Annotated in this window: 15 protein-coding genes, 1 pseudogene and 2 riboswitches; of the genes and pseudogenes, 6 read left to right on the forward strand and 10 right to left on the reverse strand. The window is 73.7% G+C overall.

Annotated elements, in window-relative coordinates; all coding sequences use genetic code 11:
• The first annotated feature begins 80 nt into the window (after window positions 1–80).
• On the forward strand, window positions 81–497 hold the full coding sequence (locus ET471_RS03765; protein ID WP_129186661.1) for a phage holin family protein: 417 nt from the start codon (window positions 81–83) through the stop codon (window positions 495–497).
• Window positions 454–867 (forward strand): DUF3618 domain-containing protein, encoded by a 414-nt coding sequence (locus ET471_RS03770; RefSeq protein WP_129186662.1) that lies wholly within the window; start codon window positions 454–456, stop codon window positions 865–867. The genes ET471_RS03765 and ET471_RS03770 overlap by 44 nt, the downstream gene beginning before the upstream one ends.
• A 32-nt stretch (window positions 868–899) precedes the next feature.
• Here the strand turns inward: ET471_RS03770 and ET471_RS03775 are convergent, their stop codons facing one another.
• Window positions 900–1,109 carry a BldC family transcriptional regulator gene (locus tag ET471_RS03775; protein ID WP_129186663.1) on the reverse strand — a complete coding sequence of 70 codons (210 nt, stop codon included), beginning with the start codon at window positions 1,107–1,109 and terminating at the stop codon, window positions 900–902.
• A gap of 323 nt (window positions 1,110–1,432) precedes the next feature.
• On the opposite strand from ET471_RS03775, the gene ET471_RS03780 reads away from it, so the two are divergent.
• Window positions 1,433–1,633 carry a DUF3073 domain-containing protein gene (locus tag ET471_RS03780; protein ID WP_129186664.1) on the forward strand — a complete coding sequence of 67 codons (201 nt, stop codon included), beginning with the start codon at window positions 1,433–1,435 and terminating at the stop codon, window positions 1,631–1,633.
• A gap of 86 nt (window positions 1,634–1,719) precedes the next feature.
• On the opposite strand, the gene purM is transcribed toward ET471_RS03780, so the two are convergent.
• The 7 genes and pseudogenes from purM to ET471_RS18930 all read right to left on the reverse strand — a co-directional run.
• Complete coding sequence (gene purM, locus ET471_RS03785; RefSeq protein WP_129186665.1) at window positions 1,720–2,841, reverse strand: phosphoribosylformylglycinamidine cyclo-ligase; 1,122 nt, start codon at window positions 2,839–2,841, stop codon at window positions 1,720–1,722.
• A gap of 57 nt (window positions 2,842–2,898) precedes the next feature.
• Entirely contained in the window at window positions 2,899–4,446 is a 1,548-nt protein-coding gene (gene purF, locus ET471_RS03790; RefSeq protein WP_129186666.1) for an amidophosphoribosyltransferase, read from the reverse strand.
• A gap of 10 nt (window positions 4,447–4,456) precedes the next feature.
• Window positions 4,457–4,813 (reverse strand): hypothetical protein, encoded by a 357-nt coding sequence (locus ET471_RS03795; RefSeq protein ID WP_129186667.1) that lies wholly within the window; start codon window positions 4,811–4,813, stop codon window positions 4,457–4,459.
• 104 nt (window positions 4,814–4,917) lie between these two features.
• On the reverse strand, window positions 4,918–9,699 hold the full coding sequence (locus tag ET471_RS03800; RefSeq protein WP_165350394.1) for an ExeM/NucH family extracellular endonuclease: 4,782 nt from the start codon (window positions 9,697–9,699) through the stop codon (window positions 4,918–4,920).
• 209 nt (window positions 9,700–9,908) lie between these two features.
• Complete coding sequence (locus ET471_RS03805; RefSeq protein WP_129186668.1) at window positions 9,909–10,280, reverse strand: sterol carrier family protein; 372 nt, start codon at window positions 10,278–10,280, stop codon at window positions 9,909–9,911.
• A gap of 29 nt (window positions 10,281–10,309) precedes the next feature.
• A complete protein-coding gene (locus ET471_RS18925) occupies window positions 10,310–10,786 on the reverse strand; it encodes a hypothetical protein (protein WP_342586072.1) in 477 nt (158 codons plus the stop codon).
• Between the two features lie 251 nt (window positions 10,787–11,037).
• Window positions 11,038–11,928, reverse strand: a pseudogene (locus ET471_RS18930) (RNB domain-containing ribonuclease); the annotation flags it as partial.
• 41 nt (window positions 11,929–11,969) lie between these two features.
• Between ET471_RS18930 and ET471_RS03815 the strand changes: the two are divergent.
• Window positions 11,970–12,860 (forward strand): formate/nitrite transporter family protein, encoded by an 891-nt coding sequence (locus ET471_RS03815; protein ID WP_129186669.1) that lies wholly within the window; start codon window positions 11,970–11,972, stop codon window positions 12,858–12,860.
• Window positions 12,861–12,862: 2 nt separating this feature from the next.
• Window positions 12,863–13,552, forward strand: a complete 690-nt coding sequence (locus ET471_RS03820; protein WP_207207322.1) for a GNAT family N-acetyltransferase — start codon at window positions 12,863–12,865, stop codon at window positions 13,550–13,552.
• Between the two features lie 51 nt (window positions 13,553–13,603).
• Here the strand turns inward: ET471_RS03820 and ET471_RS03825 are convergent, their stop codons facing one another.
• Entirely contained in the window at window positions 13,604–14,122 is a 519-nt protein-coding gene (locus ET471_RS03825; RefSeq protein WP_129186670.1) for a gamma carbonic anhydrase family protein, read from the reverse strand.
• A gap of 10 nt (window positions 14,123–14,132) precedes the next feature.
• Window positions 14,133–15,287 (reverse strand): LLM class flavin-dependent oxidoreductase, encoded by a 1,155-nt coding sequence (locus ET471_RS03830; protein WP_129186671.1) that lies wholly within the window; start codon window positions 15,285–15,287, stop codon window positions 14,133–14,135.
• Between the two features lie 30 nt (window positions 15,288–15,317).
• Window positions 15,318–15,430, reverse strand: a riboswitch (SAM riboswitch).
• 188 nt (window positions 15,431–15,618) lie between these two features.
• A riboswitch (SAM riboswitch) is annotated at window positions 15,619–15,746 on the forward strand.
• A gap of 14 nt (window positions 15,747–15,760) precedes the next feature.
• On the opposite strand from ET471_RS03830, the gene ET471_RS03835 reads away from it, so the two are divergent.
• The gene (locus ET471_RS03835) at window positions 15,761–16,303 is read left to right on the forward strand and encodes a flavin reductase family protein (protein WP_129186672.1); all 543 of its coding nucleotides are present in this window, start codon (window positions 15,761–15,763) and stop codon (window positions 16,301–16,303) included.
• Window position 16,304 lies beyond the last annotated feature (1 nt).

The raw sequence follows: 16,304 nt of genomic DNA on the forward strand, positions 1-16,304 counted from the left end.
GCCGTTCCCGGACGAGGCCCTGCCGGCCATCCGACGCCCCAGGAATTGCCGCGACCAGTGACAACGGGTTGCATGGGAGCATGACCGACCCGGACACCGAGCCCACCCTGGGCAGGCTCGTCGAACAGCTCTCCGAGCAGACCAGCCGCCTGGTGCGGGCCGAGGTCGCGCTCGCCAAGGCGGAGATGGCGCAGAAGGCCAAGTCCTCAGGGCTCGGCATCGGCCTGTTCCTCGCCGCCGGCGCCATCTCGCTGTACGCGCTCGGCGTGCTGATCTGGTCGGCGGTGCTCGGCCTCGGCGAGGCGTGGCCCCTGTGGCTGTCCGCGCTCGTCATCGGGTTCGCGATGCTGCTGCTCGCCGGCGGGCTCGTCGCCGTCGGCGTCCGGCTCCTCCAGCACGCCTCGGGCAAGCCCGAGGCCATCGACCGCGTCAAGAGCGACATCGCGACGGTCCGTGCCAACCTCTCCTCCACCGCCCGCAAGGAGAAGCTCCCGTGAGCGCCGAGTCCCAGCTCCCCCAGCCCGCCGACGGGTCCCCGCGGGGCGCGGGGCGGCGCCGACCGGCAAGGCGCCCACGCGGGCCGAGCTCCAGGCGGAGATCGAGCGCAGCCGCGCCGAGCTCGGCGCGACCATCGACGCGCTCACCACCCAGCTCTCCCCGAAGTACCAGGCCAAGAAGGCCGCCAGGACGACGCGCGTCGCGGCGTCCGACGCCGGGGCGTTCCTCACCGGCGGAGGCATGCCCGTGGGTGACGACCGCCGCGCGCGCAACGTCAAGGTGCTGCTGGGCGCGGTGGCGGTGGTCGCGGCCGTCGTCGTTCTGAACGTCGTCGTCGGCCGTGTCGCCGCGAAGAAGCCGCGCGGCTGACGTCGTCGTCAGCCGCGCCGGCAGGGGTCGCCTTACTGCGCGGGGTGCTCCGCGGCCTCCGACGCCGCGCCGAGCAGCGCCCGGACCTCGGCCTCCTTGTACCGGCGGTGACCGCCGAGCGTACGGATGGACGAGAGCTTGCCCGCCTTGGCCCACCGGGTGACCGTCTTGGGGTCGACCCGGAACAGGCTCGCCACCTCGGCCGGCGTCAGCAGGACCTCCGACTCACCGTGAAGCGACATCCGGTACCTCTCCTGTCATCGAGCTGCGGCCGAAACCCAGACGGCGCCTGGTGCTGGTCGCTCGGCCGTGGTCACCATTGTCACGCCACGGGGCACTTGTGCGACTTGGTTTCGCGGATGAAATCCCGTGTCGGCGCGCCTCGACCACGCGACGGCGCGCTCCCGCCGGGGTGTGTTCCAGCGTCATGTAGGCCTCATTTGGCCTACGGAGTGGAGGGAATGCCTCACGGGCGTGTACCGTTGTCGACTGAACAGACACGCACTTACTAACGGGGCCGCACGTCTGGAGACGTTGCCGCCCCGCTCCACGTTGAGGGGGAGCCATGGGCCGCGGCCGTCAGAAGGCAAAGCAGACCAAGGTTGCTCGCGAGCTGAAGTACTTCAGCCCCGCGACGAACTACCACGCGCTGGAGGCGGAGCTGAGTGGCGGCGGTCGCACCGACGTCGCCACCGAGGACCGCTTCCCGGCGCGGGACGACGACTTCGACAACACCTACTCCGCATGGGACGACGACGAGCGCTGACGCAGCGTCGCACCACGTGAGTCGCACCACATGACGAAGGCCCGGACGGCGTTGCCGTCCGGGCCTTCGTGCGAGACGGGGTCTCGTCAGAAGCGGTAGTCGGCGACCAGGCGGACGGCGCCACCGTCCACGCCCTTCGTTCCCGCCACCAGGTCCGACGACGACGTCGCGTCGTCGAGCTCCGCGACCGTGCCGAGCACCCACGCGGGGACGCCCAGCGAGGCGAGGCGCGCCAGGGCCGCGTCCGCGCCGTCGGCGCCGACGACGGCGACCATGCCGACGCCCAGGTTGAGCGTGCCCTCGATGTCCGACGTCGGGACCTGGCCGAGCGTGCGCACCAGGCCGAACACCGCCGGGACGTCCCACGAGGAACGGTCCACGGTGGCGACGAGGCCCGTGGGCAGCACGCGCGCGAGGTTCGCGGCCAGGCCGCCGCCCGTGACGTGCGTGAACGCGTGGACCTGCGCTGCGTCGTCCGCGGCGAGGGCGAGGACGTCGCTGGCGTAGACGCGCGTGGGCTCGAGGAGCTCCTCGCCGAGCGTGCGGCCGAGCTCGTCGACGTGGCGGTCGAGCTCCCAGCCGGCGTGCTTCACGACGGCGCGCACGAGCGAGTAGCCGTTGGAGTGCAGGCCCGAGGACGCCATGGCGACGAGCACGTCACCCGCACGGACGCGGTCCGGGCCGAGCACGCGGTCGGCCTCGACGATGCCCGTGGCGGCGCCGGCGACGTCGTACTCGTCAGGGGCGAGCAGGCCGGGGTGCTCGGCGGTCTCGCCGCCCACGAGCGCGGTGCCGGCGACCTCGCACGCCTGCGCGATGCCGCGCACGATGTCGGCGATGCGCTCCGGGACCACCTTGCCCGTGGCGATGTAGTCCGTCATGAAGAGCGGCTTGGCGCCCACCACGACGATGTCGTCCACGACCATGCCGACCAGGTCGAAGCCGATGGTGTCGTGCTTGTCGAGGGCCTGGGCGATGGCGACCTTGGTGCCGACGCCGTCGGTGGAGGTGGCCAGCAGCGGGGCGCGGTACTCCTTGAAGGCCGACAGGTCGTAGAGCCCGGCGAACCCGCCCACTCCCCCGAGCACGGCCGGGCCGTGCGTGCGGCGGACGGCGTCCTTCATGAGCTCGACGGCCTTGTCGCCGGCTTCGGTGTCGACACCGGCCGAGGCATAGGTCAGGCCCGTCGTCTGGTCACTGCTCGTCACGATCTCTCCTGGCCGGTGGTTGAGCGTCTCGAAACCACCATCGGTCGGTCCTGGGTGTTACGGGTGGGCGAGCGCACCGGCGCCGCCCGCGGAGACGGACAGCGAGTGCAGGCCGTCCTCGGGCGCTCCGAGCGGCAGCTCCTCCTGCTCGAGCAGGTGCTTGCCGAGCTGGTCCTCGGGCGGCAGCTCGATCGGGTACCTGCCCGTGAAACAGGCGGTGCACAGCTGCGACTCGGCCTGCTGCGTCGCGGCGATCATGCCGTCGAGCGAGATGTAGCCGAGCGAGTCGGCGCCCAGCGACTTGCCGATCTCGTCCGCGGACAGGCCGTTGGCGATGAGCTCGGCGCGCGACGCGAAGTCGATGCCGTAGAAGCACGGCCACTTCACGGGCGGCGAGGAGATGCGGATGTGCACCTCGGCCGCGCCGGCCTCGCGCAGCATGCGCACGAGGGCGCGCTGCGTGTTGCCGCGCACGATCGAGTCGTCGACGACGACGAGGCGCTTGCCCCGGATGACCTCGCGCAGCGGGTTGAGCTTGAGCCGGATGCCGAGCTGGCGCAGCGTGTCGGACGGCTGGATGAAGGTGCGGCCCACGTAGGCGTTCTTCGTCAGGCCCTGCCCGAACGGGATGCCGGACTCCTGCGCGTACCCGACGGCGGCCGGCGTGCCGGACTCCGGCGTCGGGATGACCAGGTCGGCCTCGACAGGGTGCTCCTTGGCCAGGGCCTTGCCCATCTCGACGCGCGCCGCGTGGACGGACCGGCCGTTGATCGCGGCGTCGGGCCGGGCCAGGTAGACGTACTCGAAGACGCAGCCGGCGCGGTCGACCGGGGCGAAGCGCTGCGAGCGCAGCCCGTCGCCGTCGATCATGATGAGCTCGCCCGGCTCGACCTCGCGCACGAACGACGCGCCGACGATGTCGAGGGCGGGGCCCTCGGAGGCGACGACCCAGCCGCGCTCGAGGCGGCCCAGCACCAGCGGACGCACGCCCTGCGGGTCGCGGGCGGCGTAGAGCGTGTTCTCGTCCATGAACACGAGCGAGAAGGCGCCGCGCAGCTTCGGCAGCACCTCGAGGGCGGTCTGCTCGAGCGTGTGGTCGGCGTCGCCCGCGAGCAGAGCCGTGACCAGCGCCGTGTCCGTGGTGTTGCCGCGGGCGAGCTCGCCCCGGCGCTGCGCGCCGTAGCGCTCCGCGACGAGGTTGACGAGCTCGGCGGAGTTCGTGAGGTTGCCGTTGTGGCCGAGCGCCACGGTGCCCGACGCCGTCGCGCCGAGCGTCGGCTGGGCGTTCTCCCAGGTCACGCCGCCCGTCGTGGAGTAGCGGCAGTGCCCGACGGCGATGTGGCCGCGCAGGGCGCCGAGGGCGGTCTCGTCGAACACCTGCGAGACCAGACCCATGTCCTTGTAGACGAGGATCTGCTCACCGTTCGAGGTGGCGATACCGGCCGACTCCTGGCCACGGTGCTGCAGGGCGTAGAGGCCGAAGTACGCGAGCTTCGCGACCTCCTCGCCGGGAGCCCAGACTCCGAAGACCCCGCAGGCGTCCTGCGGGCCCTTCTCGCCGGGCATCAGGTCATGGTTGAGGCGTCCGTCAGGGCGCAGAGGCATGGCCCAAGTATCACACGCCGGGCTCGGCGTCCTGTCGGATGTCGTGCTGAGCGCTCCAGCGCTTGAGGGAGCGCCGGTCGAGGATTGTCGCGAGCAGGCCCGCGAGCAAGATCGCGACCGTCGTCGTGGCGGCGACCGTCACGGTGAGCCAGACGCCCGGCTTGTCCATGTACTGGTCGCGGCTCGGGTCGTACGTCGCGAGCAGGTACAGGCCGAGGGCCAGCCCGGCCACGAAGCCGACGATGCCGCCCGTGACCAGGAACCCCTTGTAGCGGGGCGCGCGGCGCACGCTCGCGGGGTCGACCACCGAGCGGAGGTCGACGTCGTCGGCGGGCTTGTCCCCGGGCTGCTCGGGCGCGTTGCTCACCCGGCCAGCCTATCCGCCGCGGCAGGACGGACAGACGCGGGCCGGTGCCCCGAACGAGCGGCTCGTTCGGGGCACCGGCCCCCGTTGCCTCTACCGCGACGGTGTCAGATCGCCCCCAGGTCCGCCCAGGGGCCCCACTGCTCGGCACCCGGCTCCTGGTTGCGGGTCCACCACTGCGCCTTCCAGAGGTGGCCGTCGTGCACCACGGTCTCGCCGCCGACGTAGACCCACGAGTCGGTCCACTCGCGGAAGGTGCCCTTCGAGGTCTTCACCTCGGCACCGATCTCCATCCACGAGCCCCACGGCGAGGCACCCGGGGCCGCGCCCTGGGTCCACCACTGGGCCTGGTACGCCTTGCCGCGGTAGGTCACCTTCTCGCCACCGGTGTAGACGGTGGTCGCCGAGAAGGCCGGGTACGCCGGTGCCGGGGCGGCCTTGACCGTGACGGGCACGAGCGCCGTCGTGCCCGACGGCGAGACGACCACCTTGAGCGCGTACTCGCCCGCGGCCGTGGCCGCCGGGATCGTGACGGCCACGTCGGCCGCCCCGCCGGAGACCGTGACGTCGCCCAGGTCGACGCCGGCGGCCGCGGTGTCGGCCGCCGGGACGAGCGCCACCGTGGCCGCCGTGCTCGCCGGGGAGCCGAGCGAGGTGAGGTCCAGCCCGGTCAGGGACACCGAGGCCGTGCCGCCCGCCTGGACGGTCTCCGGCAGCGCGTCCGCGACCACCCGGGTGCGGGCGAACGACGGCGTGAGCGGCGAGTTCGCGCGGATGTAGTCGATCCACGCGTCGCGGTCCACGAGGCCCGAGTCGCGCACGTCCGTGGCGTCCTGGAACGCCCAGAAGTTGTCGCCACCCGTGCCGAGGAAGCTGAACGTCGCCACGCGGAACGTGTCGTCCGGCTGCACGAGCTTGCCGTCGACGTACACCGCGAGCACGTTGTGCCCCGGCGCCGCGTTGACGTCGGCCGTCTTCGCCACCCAGGTGACGTTGTCGGACAGGCCGAGCGCCAGGTACGGGCGCGACGGGCGGTTGCCGTTCGCGTCCACCTGCCACTGCTGCTCGAGCACCTCGGTGAGCTGGGCGCCCGTGAGCGTCAGCGTCCAGAGGTTGTTGACGAACGGCAGCACCCCGTTGGCCTCGGCGTACGTGATGACGCCGTCGTCGCCCCGGAGGAGCTCGGCACGCAGGCCGCCCGGGTTGACGATGCCGATCTCGGCGCCGCCCCGGTCGGTCGACGCGAGCGAGTCGCGCAGCGCGTTGCCCACGAGGTTGCCGAGCGCCGACTCCGACGCGCGGTCGTCGCGGGTGCCGCCGGTCCAGACGCCGTTCACGAACGAGCCGCCCGAGAACGCCGTCGTGATGTCGCCCGTGACCGAGCCGACCGGCTGGTTGCCGATGACGTCCGCCTGCGCGAGCGCGGCGTCGACGATCGTCTTGACCTGCGCGACGCGCGGGTACGTGGCGACCAGGTCGGCGTCGGCCGTGGTGGTGCGGGCGACGTTCTCGACCGTGTAGGCCGTGACCTCGTGCGTGTCGCGGTCGATGGTCAGCGACGTGTGGCCGACGTACTCGCCGTAGCTGCCCGTCTGGATGATCGGGCGGGTGCGGTCCGTGCCCGTGATGGGGGCGTCCCACGCGTACTGCTTGTGGGTGTGGCCCGTGAGGATGGCCGCGACGCGCGGGTCGGTGTCGGTCACGATCTTCGCGAAGGGGCCGCCGGCGGCGACCTCCTGCTCGAGCGTGGCACCGTCCGGCGTGCCCGCGGGGGCTCCGTCGTGCACCAGGGCGACGACGACGTCCGCCTCGCCGTTGGCGGGGTTGCCGTCCTTCAGCTGGGCGGTGACGCGGTTGAGCGCCGCGACCGGGTCGCCGAAGTCGAGGCCCGCGACGCCGGCCGGCGAGACGAGCGACGGGGTCTCCTGCGTGACGACGCCCACGAAGCCGACGTCGAGGCCGTCGACCTGCTCGACGTCGTACTCCGGCAGCGCCGGCGTCGTCGTGCCCTGGGTGTAGACGTTGGCGCCCAGGTACGGGAAGTCCGCGGCGTCGGCCACGCGGCCGGTGAGGTCCGCGAAGCCCTGGTCGAACTCGTGGTTGCCCACGGCGCTGACCTTGAGGTCGAGGGCGTTGAGCACGTCGAGGGTCGGCTGGTCCTGCTGGAGCGCCGAGGCGAACAGCGAGGCGCCGATGTTGTCGCCCGCCGACACGAAGAGCGTGCCGTCCGGGTTCTGGGCGCGGAGCTGCTCGACCGTGCCCGCGACCTTGACCGTGTTGGCGTCGATGCGGCCGTGGAAGTCGTTGACGTTCACGAGGTCGAGGTCGACCGGCCCGCTCGGCGCGACCGCGCCGCGCGTCAGCCCGACGACGACCGGGTCGTGGTCGGACGACGCGTACGGGTCCGGCGCGTAGAAGAGCGTGCCGTGGTAGTTGTACCGGCTGTACTCCAGCGCGATGGACTCCTCCGCGTTGATCTCCCAGATGTCCGCGCCGGTCGCGCGCTCGAGCGCGGGGCCGTTGAGGAGCACGTGGTCCAGCGAGCCGGACAGGCCGCTGAACGAGTAGGAGTACTGGCCCTGCGACAGGTGGGCCGCGGCGTCCGTGTAGCCCGCCTGGTAGAGCACCTCCAGCGGGTCCTCCTGCGTGTAGGAGTTGAAGTCGCCGACGAGCGCGACGGCCTCGCCGGGCGTCGTCACGGTGCCGATCCAGTCGCGCAGCGCGGTGGCCTGGAGCACGCGGGACCCGTTCGAGGCGCCCTGCCCGTCGCCCGTGTCGGCGTCACCGGGGTGACCGCCGGCCGAGCCCTTCGACTTGAGGTGGTTGACCGCGACGAAGAACGGCTCGCCGCCGCCCACGGGGGCGAACTCCTGCCCGACGGGCGTGCGGGCGTCGTCGAACGCCTGGCCGGGGGCCGACTGGTCGCCCAGCGCCCGCGAGTCGCCGACGCGCTCGACCGAGGCCTTCTTGTAGATGAGGGCCGTCGTGATGACGTCCATCTGCGAGAGGTCGGTGGGCAGCTCGGCCGACGACGGCACGAAGGCCCACACGTCGGAGCCCGCGGCCGTGTTCAGCGCGGCCGTGAGCGTGGCGAGCGCCGAGTCCTTGGGCTTGCCCAGGACGACCGAGTTCTCGATCTCCATGAGGCCCACGACGTCGGCGTCCACGGCGTTGATCGCCGCGACGATCTTGTCCTGCTGGCGCTTCAGGCTCGTCGCGTCCCAGGCGCCGCGCGGGCCGCGCGCACCGCAGTCGTTGACGGCGACGGGGTTGCCCTGGCGGTCGGCGTAGTACGTGCAGCCGGGGAAGCTGTCGCCCGTCGTCGTGAAGTAGTTGAGCACGTTGAACGTGGCGACCTTGAGGTCGCCGCCCACGGCCTCGGGGGCCGCCGTGCGCGTGTTCTCGAACGTCACGGGCTTGGCGCCGCCGGCGACGGCCTGCTGCGTGGGCTGGAGCTTCCACAGGTTGTTGCGGTAGTCGACGATCACCGGCCCGGTGAAGGTCACGGCCGCGCCCACGCGCAGCGGCTCGCTGAGCGAGACGTACGGCGGCGTGAGCGACGAGTTCGCCCCCGACAGGAAGTTGATCGACGAGCCGTCGTCGAGGACGACGCCGCGGGCCGCGTTGTCGGCCTTGATCGCGTCGGCCTCCGGCGTGCCCGGGCGGGCGGCGTCGGTCCACTGGACGAGCGGCTTGTCGCCCGCGGCCAGGCCCACCTCGGAGTACTGGTTGGCCGTGTACGCGTTCGACACCGTGAAGTCGCCCTGCGGCGCCACGAGCATCGACTCGAGCGACTCGCGCTGGGCGTCGGTGGCGGGCCACGCGACGGTGGCCGGGGCGACCGGGGCGGCGTCGGCGAGCACGCGCAGGTTCGCGGCGCTCGTCACGCTGATCTCGGTGAGGCCCGAGAACTCGCTGACCGCACCCGTGACCTGCACGGTCTGGCCGATGCGCACGGACCCGACGGTCGAGGACGAGAAGACGTAGATCGCGTCCGACGCCGTGTGCGTCGCGAGGTCGAGCGCGCCGCCCGTGCCGGGCGTCTGGATGACGTAGCCGTTGAAGCCGCCCGCGGGGTACGCGGCGGTGACCACGCCCGACGTCGTCACGGTCTGGCCCACGAGCGGCGACGACGCGCCCGTGCCCTGGATCTGCGCGATCGTGTGCGTGTCCGCGCCGGGGGCCGGCGGGTCGGTCGGGTCGGGGTCGGGCCCCGGGTCGGTCGCGCTGCCGCTGTTGGCCGGCGTCGGCGCGCCCGCCGTGAAGTCCGCGGCGTTGTCGGCGGTGTTCCGGTGGTCGCCGTTGCGCGCGACGGACGTGGCGTTCGTCGTGCCCGGGGCGGGGGCGGTGCCCGCGAAGGCGCTCGCCGCCGAGCCCCAGCCGACCAGGTCGACGACCTGCGGCAGCGCGGCGCAGGCGGCGCCCGAGCAGCTGATGGGCGTCGTCGTGCTGACGAGCGCGACCTTGGCGCCCGTGCCCGACATCGCGATGGTGCCGGTGACGTCCGGCGTCGGGAGGTCGGCCTGGTCGAGGTTGGCCCCGAACGCCTCCCCCACGAGGAAGTGGCCGTGGGCGGGGACGGTGCCCGTGAGGGGCGTCGTCAGGCTGGCGCCGAACGCGCCGGCCGAGCTCGCGTACTGGATCGACCACCCCGCGAGGCTCACGGGCTGGTCGGTGGTGTTCCACAGCTCGACGAAGTCCTGGTCGAAGGCGGCACCGCTGTTGCCGCCTCCCCCGTAGACCTCGTCGATGATCACGGGCGCCGTCGGGCCGACGGCCGCCGCGGCGGGTGCGGCGAGCGCCGCGGCGGTGGGGACGGCGATGGCCGCGGACAGGAGGGCTGCGAGGGCACTCCGGGTCCAGGGCCTCGCCAGGGGCGTGGTGGTCACACTGGCTCCTCATCGAGAACGCGCTGATAGGCGCAGACAGGCAAGCAGTGACAGGTGAAGCGGCGATGAACGCCGGGTCACGCCCCGACGACGAACAGGAGGCCGCAGCGCAGCGGCTCCCCGTCCAGGGGCGATGTGTCCGGGTTCACGCTGGTCGGCACGCTAGCGGCGATGACCGCGGACGTCATCCCGTCAGCCCAGGTCACCCGTCAGCGCGGGCGCGCCGCCTGGAGCGGGAGGTACGCGGACAGGTCGCTGCGCTCGCCCGAGGCGCGCACCGTGCCGGCCGCGACGGCGTCGTCCCACGCCAGGCGGCCCGTCGCGAGGGCGAGCCACGTCTCGACGTCGGTCTCGACGACGTTGGGCGGCGTGCCGCGCGTGTGCCGCGGGCCCGGGATCGCCTGCACGGCGCCGGCGGGCGGCACGCGCACCTCGACGGCGTTGCCGGGCGCGACGTCGGCGAGCTCCTCGAGCGTGAAGCGCACGGCCGTGGTCACGTCGGCGCGGGCGGCCGCCCCGCGCAGCCAGGCCTGGACGGCGGCCCGCCCGGCGGCGGGCTCGGTGCGGCGGCGCGGAGGCATGCGCCCAGGGTAGGTGCCCAGGGGAGATGTCAGGGCAGCGTGAAGCGGACCTTGCGTTCCGGCACCGACGCCGTCGTCAGCGTGACGCGGACGCGCTCGCCGAGCGGCAGCGCCTCGCCGTCGAGCCGGGCGCGGACGGCCGGGTCGCGCAGCACCACCTCGCCCCGCGTGGCGGGGCCGCCGTCCTTCTTGGTCTCCGTCTCGACGACGACGCCGTCGAAGCGCTGCCCCAGCCGGTGCCCGAGCAGCGCGGCCTCGACGATGTCGACGCACGAGCGCTCGAACCCGGACGCGACGCGCCCCGTGGCGGCCATCGTCTGGGGCAGGCCGGGCAGCGCGTCGCCCACCCAGCGCGGCACGTCCCTGCCGGCGGAGTGGGCGAGGCAGACCTCGGTGCCGTACCGGTCGACGAGCCGCCGCAGCGGGGCCGTGACGTGCGCGTACTCGGCCGCGATGGCGGCGTGGCGGGACGTCCCTTCGGCGGGGTCGGCGGGCAGGCGCACCACGGCGCCGTCCTCGCCGGGGACGCCGAACGCGAGGTACCCGGCGCCGCGGAAGAGCGTCGTCGCCTCGTTGAGGAACGCGGCGTGCGCGGGCTTGCGCGACTCGAGGCGGTGGAGCAGCTCGGCGTAGCCGACGTCCGGCGGCCAGTCGATGCCGAGGGCCTGCGCGGTGCGGTGCAGCCGGGCGAGGTCGCGCGGGTCGGCGGGGGCAGCGTGCGGAAGATGCCGACGCCGGCCTCGCGCATGATGCGCGCGGCGGCGATGCCGGTCAGGAGCGAGATCTGCGCGTTCCAGCCCTCGACGGGCAGGGTGCGGCGGAACGACAGGGCGAACGTGCCGTCCTCCTTCTGCGCGACCTCCTGCTCGGGGACGTCCAGGGACGTGCCGCCGCGCTCGCGCTCACGGGCCTGGCGCAGCCTGCCGACGTCGGCGAGGAGCTGGAGGGACTCGGGGGCGCTGCCGTCGTCGAGCGCGGACTGCGCCTCGCCGTACGTGAGCCGGGCGCGCGAGCGCACGATGGCACGCGCGACGGTCGCGGAGGTGATCTCGCCGTGGGAGTCGAGGCCGATCGTCCACAGGGCCGCGGGGCGGTCCTGGTCGGGCAGCAGGCTGGCCGCGCCCTCGCTCAGCACGGGCGGGTGCAGCGGCGTGCGCGTGTCGGGCCCGTAGACCGTGGTGCCGCGGCGGTTGACCTCGAGGTCGAGCGCGCTGCCGGGCGTCACGAACGCGGCGAGGTCCGCGATGGCGTACCGCACGATGTAGCCGTCGCCCGACGACGCGACGTGCACGGCCTGGTCGAGGTCCATGGAGCCGGGCGGGTCGATGGTGACGAAGTCGATGTCGCGGCGGTCCTGCCGGTCGCGCGTGACGTCGCGCTGCGCGGCGGCGCGCGCCTCGTCGACGACGGCGGGCGGGAACATCGCGGGCAGGCCGATCTCCGCCCGCAGCGCGGCGAGCGCGGACCGGACCTCTTCGGTGGTGGTCGAGGCGAGGCTGAGATGACGCGAGGGCACGATCCCGACAGTAGGGCCGAGCAGCGCGGACGGCGCGGGGACGGGCCCTGGCGGCGCTGTGAGCGCGACCAACGTCACGGTGTCGCCGCCGAGCGGCTCGCCGTCGACAGGGGTACAGTGGTAAGACCACATCCGCCACGCCCTGCCGTGCCCATCGAGAGCCCGAGGCCGTCGTGTCCCCTGTCCTGACCGTCGAGAGCACCCCTGCGTCCGACGCCCACCCCGACCGGCTGCCCGCGGCCACGCGCGACCGGGTGCCCACCGACGTCGTCGACCGCATGGTGGAGTCCGGCGCCTACAAGGCCCACCGCAGCTCGCGCAAGGTCTTCGTGCAGGCCGTGCTCGGCTCGTTCGTATTCGGCGCGGTGGTCATGCTCGCCGGGACGATCGTCTCGCAGACCGGCCTGCCGTTCCTGGGCGCGGTCGTGTTCCCGATGGCGTTCGTCATCGTCATCCTGCTGGGCCTCGAGCTCGTCACCTCGTCCATGGGCCTGGTGCCCCTGGCCTGGTGGCGCAAGCGGGCCACGGGCCGCGACACGCTGCGCACCCTCGGCGTCGCGATCGCGGGCCACATCGTCGGCTGCGCCCTGTTCGCCCTCGTGTTCTGGGCGACGGTCACCGAGATGGGCCACACCTACGACGCCCCGCTCGCCGTCTGGATCCGCGACCTCGCCCTGCACAAGACGCACGGCTACCAGGCGCTCGGCGCGGGCGCCGGCCTGAGCCTGGTGTTCCTGCGCGCGGTGCTGTGCAACTGGCTGGTCTCCCTCGGCGCCGTCATGGGCATGACCACGCGCTCCACGGGCGCGCGCATCGCCGCCATCTGGATGCCGATCATGCTGTTCTTCGCGCTCCAGTGGGAGCACTCGGTGGTCAACCTGTTCGTCATCCCCGCCGCGATGCTCGTGGGCGCGCCCATCACGTTCGGCGACTGGTGGCTGTGGAACGAGATCCCCGTGCTGCTCGGCAACGTCGTCGGCGCGGCCGTGCTCACCGCCATGGGCCTGTGGGTGTCGCAGCGCGGCACCCTGCCCTGGAAGCGCGACACGTTCGAGACCCTCTGACCGTGACCCCGCGCGACGAGGCGATCCTCGACCACGCCACCTGGTCCGCGATCACCGGCCCCCTGGCACCGCTCGCGGTGGGCGACGGCGACGCGCGCGGGTTCCAGCCGGACGTCTGCTCGTTCACGGCCGTGCGCGACTGGCACGCCCCCGGCGTCTGGGACGCGATCGTCGACCTGGTGGGCCCCGGGGGCGACTTCGCCCTCCCGCCGGCCGGCGTCGCCCTCCCGGCCGGGTGGGAGGTCACCTTCACGCTCGACGGCGTCCAGCTCGTCGAGACCGACCGGCTCGAGACCCGCCCCGACGACGAGGCCGTGGAGCTCGGCGCGGACGACGTGCCGGAGATGCTCGGCCTCGTCGCCCTCGCGCAGCCCGGTCCGTTCCTGCCGCGCACTTACCTCATGGGGCGCTACGTCGGGATCCGCCGCGGCGGCGCCCTCGTGGCGATGGCCGGGGAGCGCATGCACCCCGTCGGCTGGACCGAGATCAGCGCCGTCGCGACGCACCCCGACCACCGCGGCCAGGGCCTGGCCGCGCGGCTGGTCCGGGACGTCGCGCACCACATCCGCGAGCGCGGCGACGGCGTCTACCTGCACACGACGGCCACCAACCCGGCCCGGGCGCTCTACGCCGGGCTGGGCTTCCGCCTGCGTCAGGAGCTGACGTTCGGCTCCGTCCGCACGCCCGCCTGAGCCGTCGCGCTGAGCCACCGCACGCCCGCCTGAGCCGCAGCGATCGGCCACTCACGCCTGCGACGCGCGGTGCCGCTCCGCGAGGGCCTGGTACTCGACGGCGTTGCGGCGCACGCGCTCGCGGCCCTCGGCGTCGAGCTCGCCGCGGTCCTTGGCCGGGACGCCGACGGCGAGGTGGTGCGGCGGGACCTCCTGGCCCTCGCGAACCAGGGCGCCCGCCGCGACGAACGCGCCCTCGCCCACCACGGCCCCGTTGAGGAGCGTCGCTGCCATGCCGACGAGCGCGCCGTCGCCGACGGTCGCGCCGTGGACGATCGCTGCGTGCCCGACGCCCACGTGCGCGCCGATGCGCGTCGGCACGCCGGTGTCCGTGTGCACGACGACGTTGTCCTGGAGGTTGCTGCCCTCGCCCAGCACGATCTCGTCCATGTCGCCGCGCAGCACGGCGCCGTACCAGACGCTCGCGCGCGGGCCGATGCGGACCCGGCCGATCACCGTGGCCGTCGGCGCGAGCCACGCGGTCGGGTCGATCTGCGGGACATGACCGTCGAAGGGCAGCACCGTCGCCATGGCGGCGACCCTACCCGGCACGCACCAGGGCGTCGTCGCGCCGGGCGTCCGACGCGGCCGCGTACCCCGGCACCGGCAGCCCGAGCGCCTCGCGCAGCGTGCTCGGCTCGCGGGACGTGCGGAACCTCCCGCGCGCCTGGAGCGCCGGGACGAGCCCGTGCACGACGGCGTCGAGGTCGGCGTCGAGCGCCGAGGGGCGCAGCAGGAACCCGTCGGCGACGCCCCCGTCGACCCAGTCGGTGACGGTGTGCGTGAGGTCCGCGGGGGTGCCCGCGACGACGAGCGCACCGCCGCCGACGCCGGGGCCCTCGAGCGCCTCGACCATCGCGAGGCGCGCGAGGGCGCTCTCGCGGTCGGAGGCGAGCACGACGTAGGCCTCGACGAGGTACCGCAGGGTGCGCGGGTCGCGCCCGGCGGCGAGCGCGGCGGCGTGCACGGCCTCGCGCGTCGCGCGCGCCTCCTCGCGGCCCGGGGCGACGATGCGGACGACGTCGGCGGTCGTCGCGGCGGGGACGATGCACCGGGGCGACTGGACGCGCATCACGACGGGCGGGCGGCCCTGCGGGAGCGGGCTGCGGCCGGCGACGCTGCGGCGCACGGCGAAGCGGATGCCGTCGTGGTCGACGCGGACGCGGCCGTCGGGGCCGGGCTCGGCGCCCGCCGAGCCCTCCTGGTCCCAACTGCGCACGACGCGCCCGGCGTCGGCGACGGACTGCACGGGCCAGCGCTCGTCGGCCGGGGTGACGCCCGTGGGGCAGCCCACCTGCCAGGCGGAGCGGCCGTCGCTGGCACGGTCGACCGCGGCGATCGCGTCGGCGACGGCCGACGCCTCGAGGTGCATGGTGTCGAGCGCGGCGACGAGGCCGATGCCGTGCGTCAGCGGGGCGACGCGTGCCGCGGCGACGGCGGAGTCGAGGCGGCCGCTGACCCGGCCGCGGCCGGGGTGCAGCAGAAACGGCTCGTCGAGCACCACGAGGTCGAGCAGCGCCTGGTCGGCGGTCCGCACGAGGCGCACGAACCGCTCGCCGTCGAACGGGCGGGCGACCGGGGCGCCGGGGGTGCGCAGCGCGCGTGCCCCGGCGGTGGTGAGGTCGACGCCGAGGACGACGGGCTTCGCGGTGCGGGGCCCGGACGCGGACGCGACGGTCGCGGACGTGACAGACATGGCGGCTCCTTCGTACCCCGCACCGTGGCGGGTTCGCGCGTTGTCCGCCGCTGGTGCGGCGGACCTGGTCTTCACCCGGGGCACCCACCCGCGCGGGGGGTTGCCGTCCGACGAGCCGGGGCTTGGCGTCGGAACTCATGACCCGAGGCCTCGCGACCTCGACGTGACGGACTTTAGGCGGCGGACTGTCAGCACATCAATGGGCGTTTCGCATCGCGAGACTGATGTCCACGTGGTAAGGAGCCGCTTCTTGTTGAGTATTTCGGTCCACATTGTGGGAAGTCCGGCCCGAACCGTTGCGGCAGCCGGTTCCTCGCGTTGACTACGGGCAGGTCACGAGACCCAGCGACAAGCCCCGGCTTGCTGGGCAGCAACCCCACGACACGGCGGGGTGCTCCGGGAGATGACCCGGCCGCCGGCCGCCCTCCGGGGCGAGTCGCCGCGCGGCAAGCGTGATCGACCGAGGAGCCACGATGACCTCTCCTTCGTTTCCCCAGGCATTCGAACGCCTGATCTCGGAGCTCGACGAGCCGCAGCTGACGCCCGAGCAGTTCAAGGCGGTGTTCCGTCAGCACCCCGCCGGCGTCGCCGTCGTCGCGCTCACGCACGAGGACCGGCCCGTCGGGTTCACCGCGACGTCGGTGATCTCCGTGTCCGCCGAGCCGCCGCTGCTGGCGTTCTCCCTGGCCTCCACGTCGTCGTCGTGGCCGGCCGTCCGCGAGGCGACGACGCTCGCCGTCAGCTTCCTGGCCGACCACCAGGACGACGTCTCGGCGCGCTTCGCGACGAGCGGCATCGACCGCTTCGCGCCGGGCGGGTGGAGCACGCTGCCCACGGGCGAGCCCGTCATCGACGGCGCCGTCTCCTGGCTCCGCGCCCGCGTGGTGCAGCGCACCCCGGTGGGCGACAGCTACCTCGTGTCGCTGCGCGCCCTCGACGCCGGCGTCACCGACGCCTCGGCGCTGCTCTACCGCGACCGCGAGTACCACCGCATCGGCCGTCACACGGCGATCTGAG

The sequence above is a fragment of the Xylanimonas protaetiae genome (assembly GCF_004135385.1).
GTDB classification, from domain to species: domain Bacteria; phylum Actinomycetota; class Actinomycetes; order Actinomycetales; family Cellulomonadaceae; genus Xylanimonas; species Xylanimonas protaetiae.

Excerpts from the sequence above, each read along its gene's own strand:
- ET471_RS03765 (WP_129186661.1), top strand. The coding sequence starts at position 81 with ATGACCGACCCGGACACCGAGCCCACCCTGGGCAGGCTCGTCGAACAG.
- ET471_RS03775 (WP_129186663.1), bottom strand. The coding sequence starts at position 1,109 with ATGTCGCTTCACGGTGAGTCGGAGGTCCTGCTGACGCCGGCCGAGGTG.
- ET471_RS03780 (WP_129186664.1), top strand. The coding sequence starts at position 1,433 with ATGGGCCGCGGCCGTCAGAAGGCAAAGCAGACCAAGGTTGCTCGCGAG.
- purF (WP_129186666.1), bottom strand. The coding sequence starts at position 4,446 with ATGCCTCTGCGCCCTGACGGACGCCTCAACCATGACCTGATGCCCGGC.
- ET471_RS03805 (WP_129186668.1), bottom strand. The coding sequence starts at position 10,280 with ATGCCTCCGCGCCGCCGCACCGAGCCCGCCGCCGGGCGGGCCGCCGTC.
- ET471_RS03825 (WP_129186670.1), bottom strand. The coding sequence starts at position 14,122 with ATGGCGACGGTGCTGCCCTTCGACGGTCATGTCCCGCAGATCGACCCG.
- ET471_RS03830 (WP_129186671.1), bottom strand. The coding sequence starts at position 15,287 with ATGTCTGTCACGTCCGCGACCGTCGCGTCCGCGTCCGGGCCCCGCACC.
- ET471_RS03835 (WP_129186672.1), top strand. The coding sequence starts at position 15,761 with ATGACCTCTCCTTCGTTTCCCCAGGCATTCGAACGCCTGATCTCGGAG.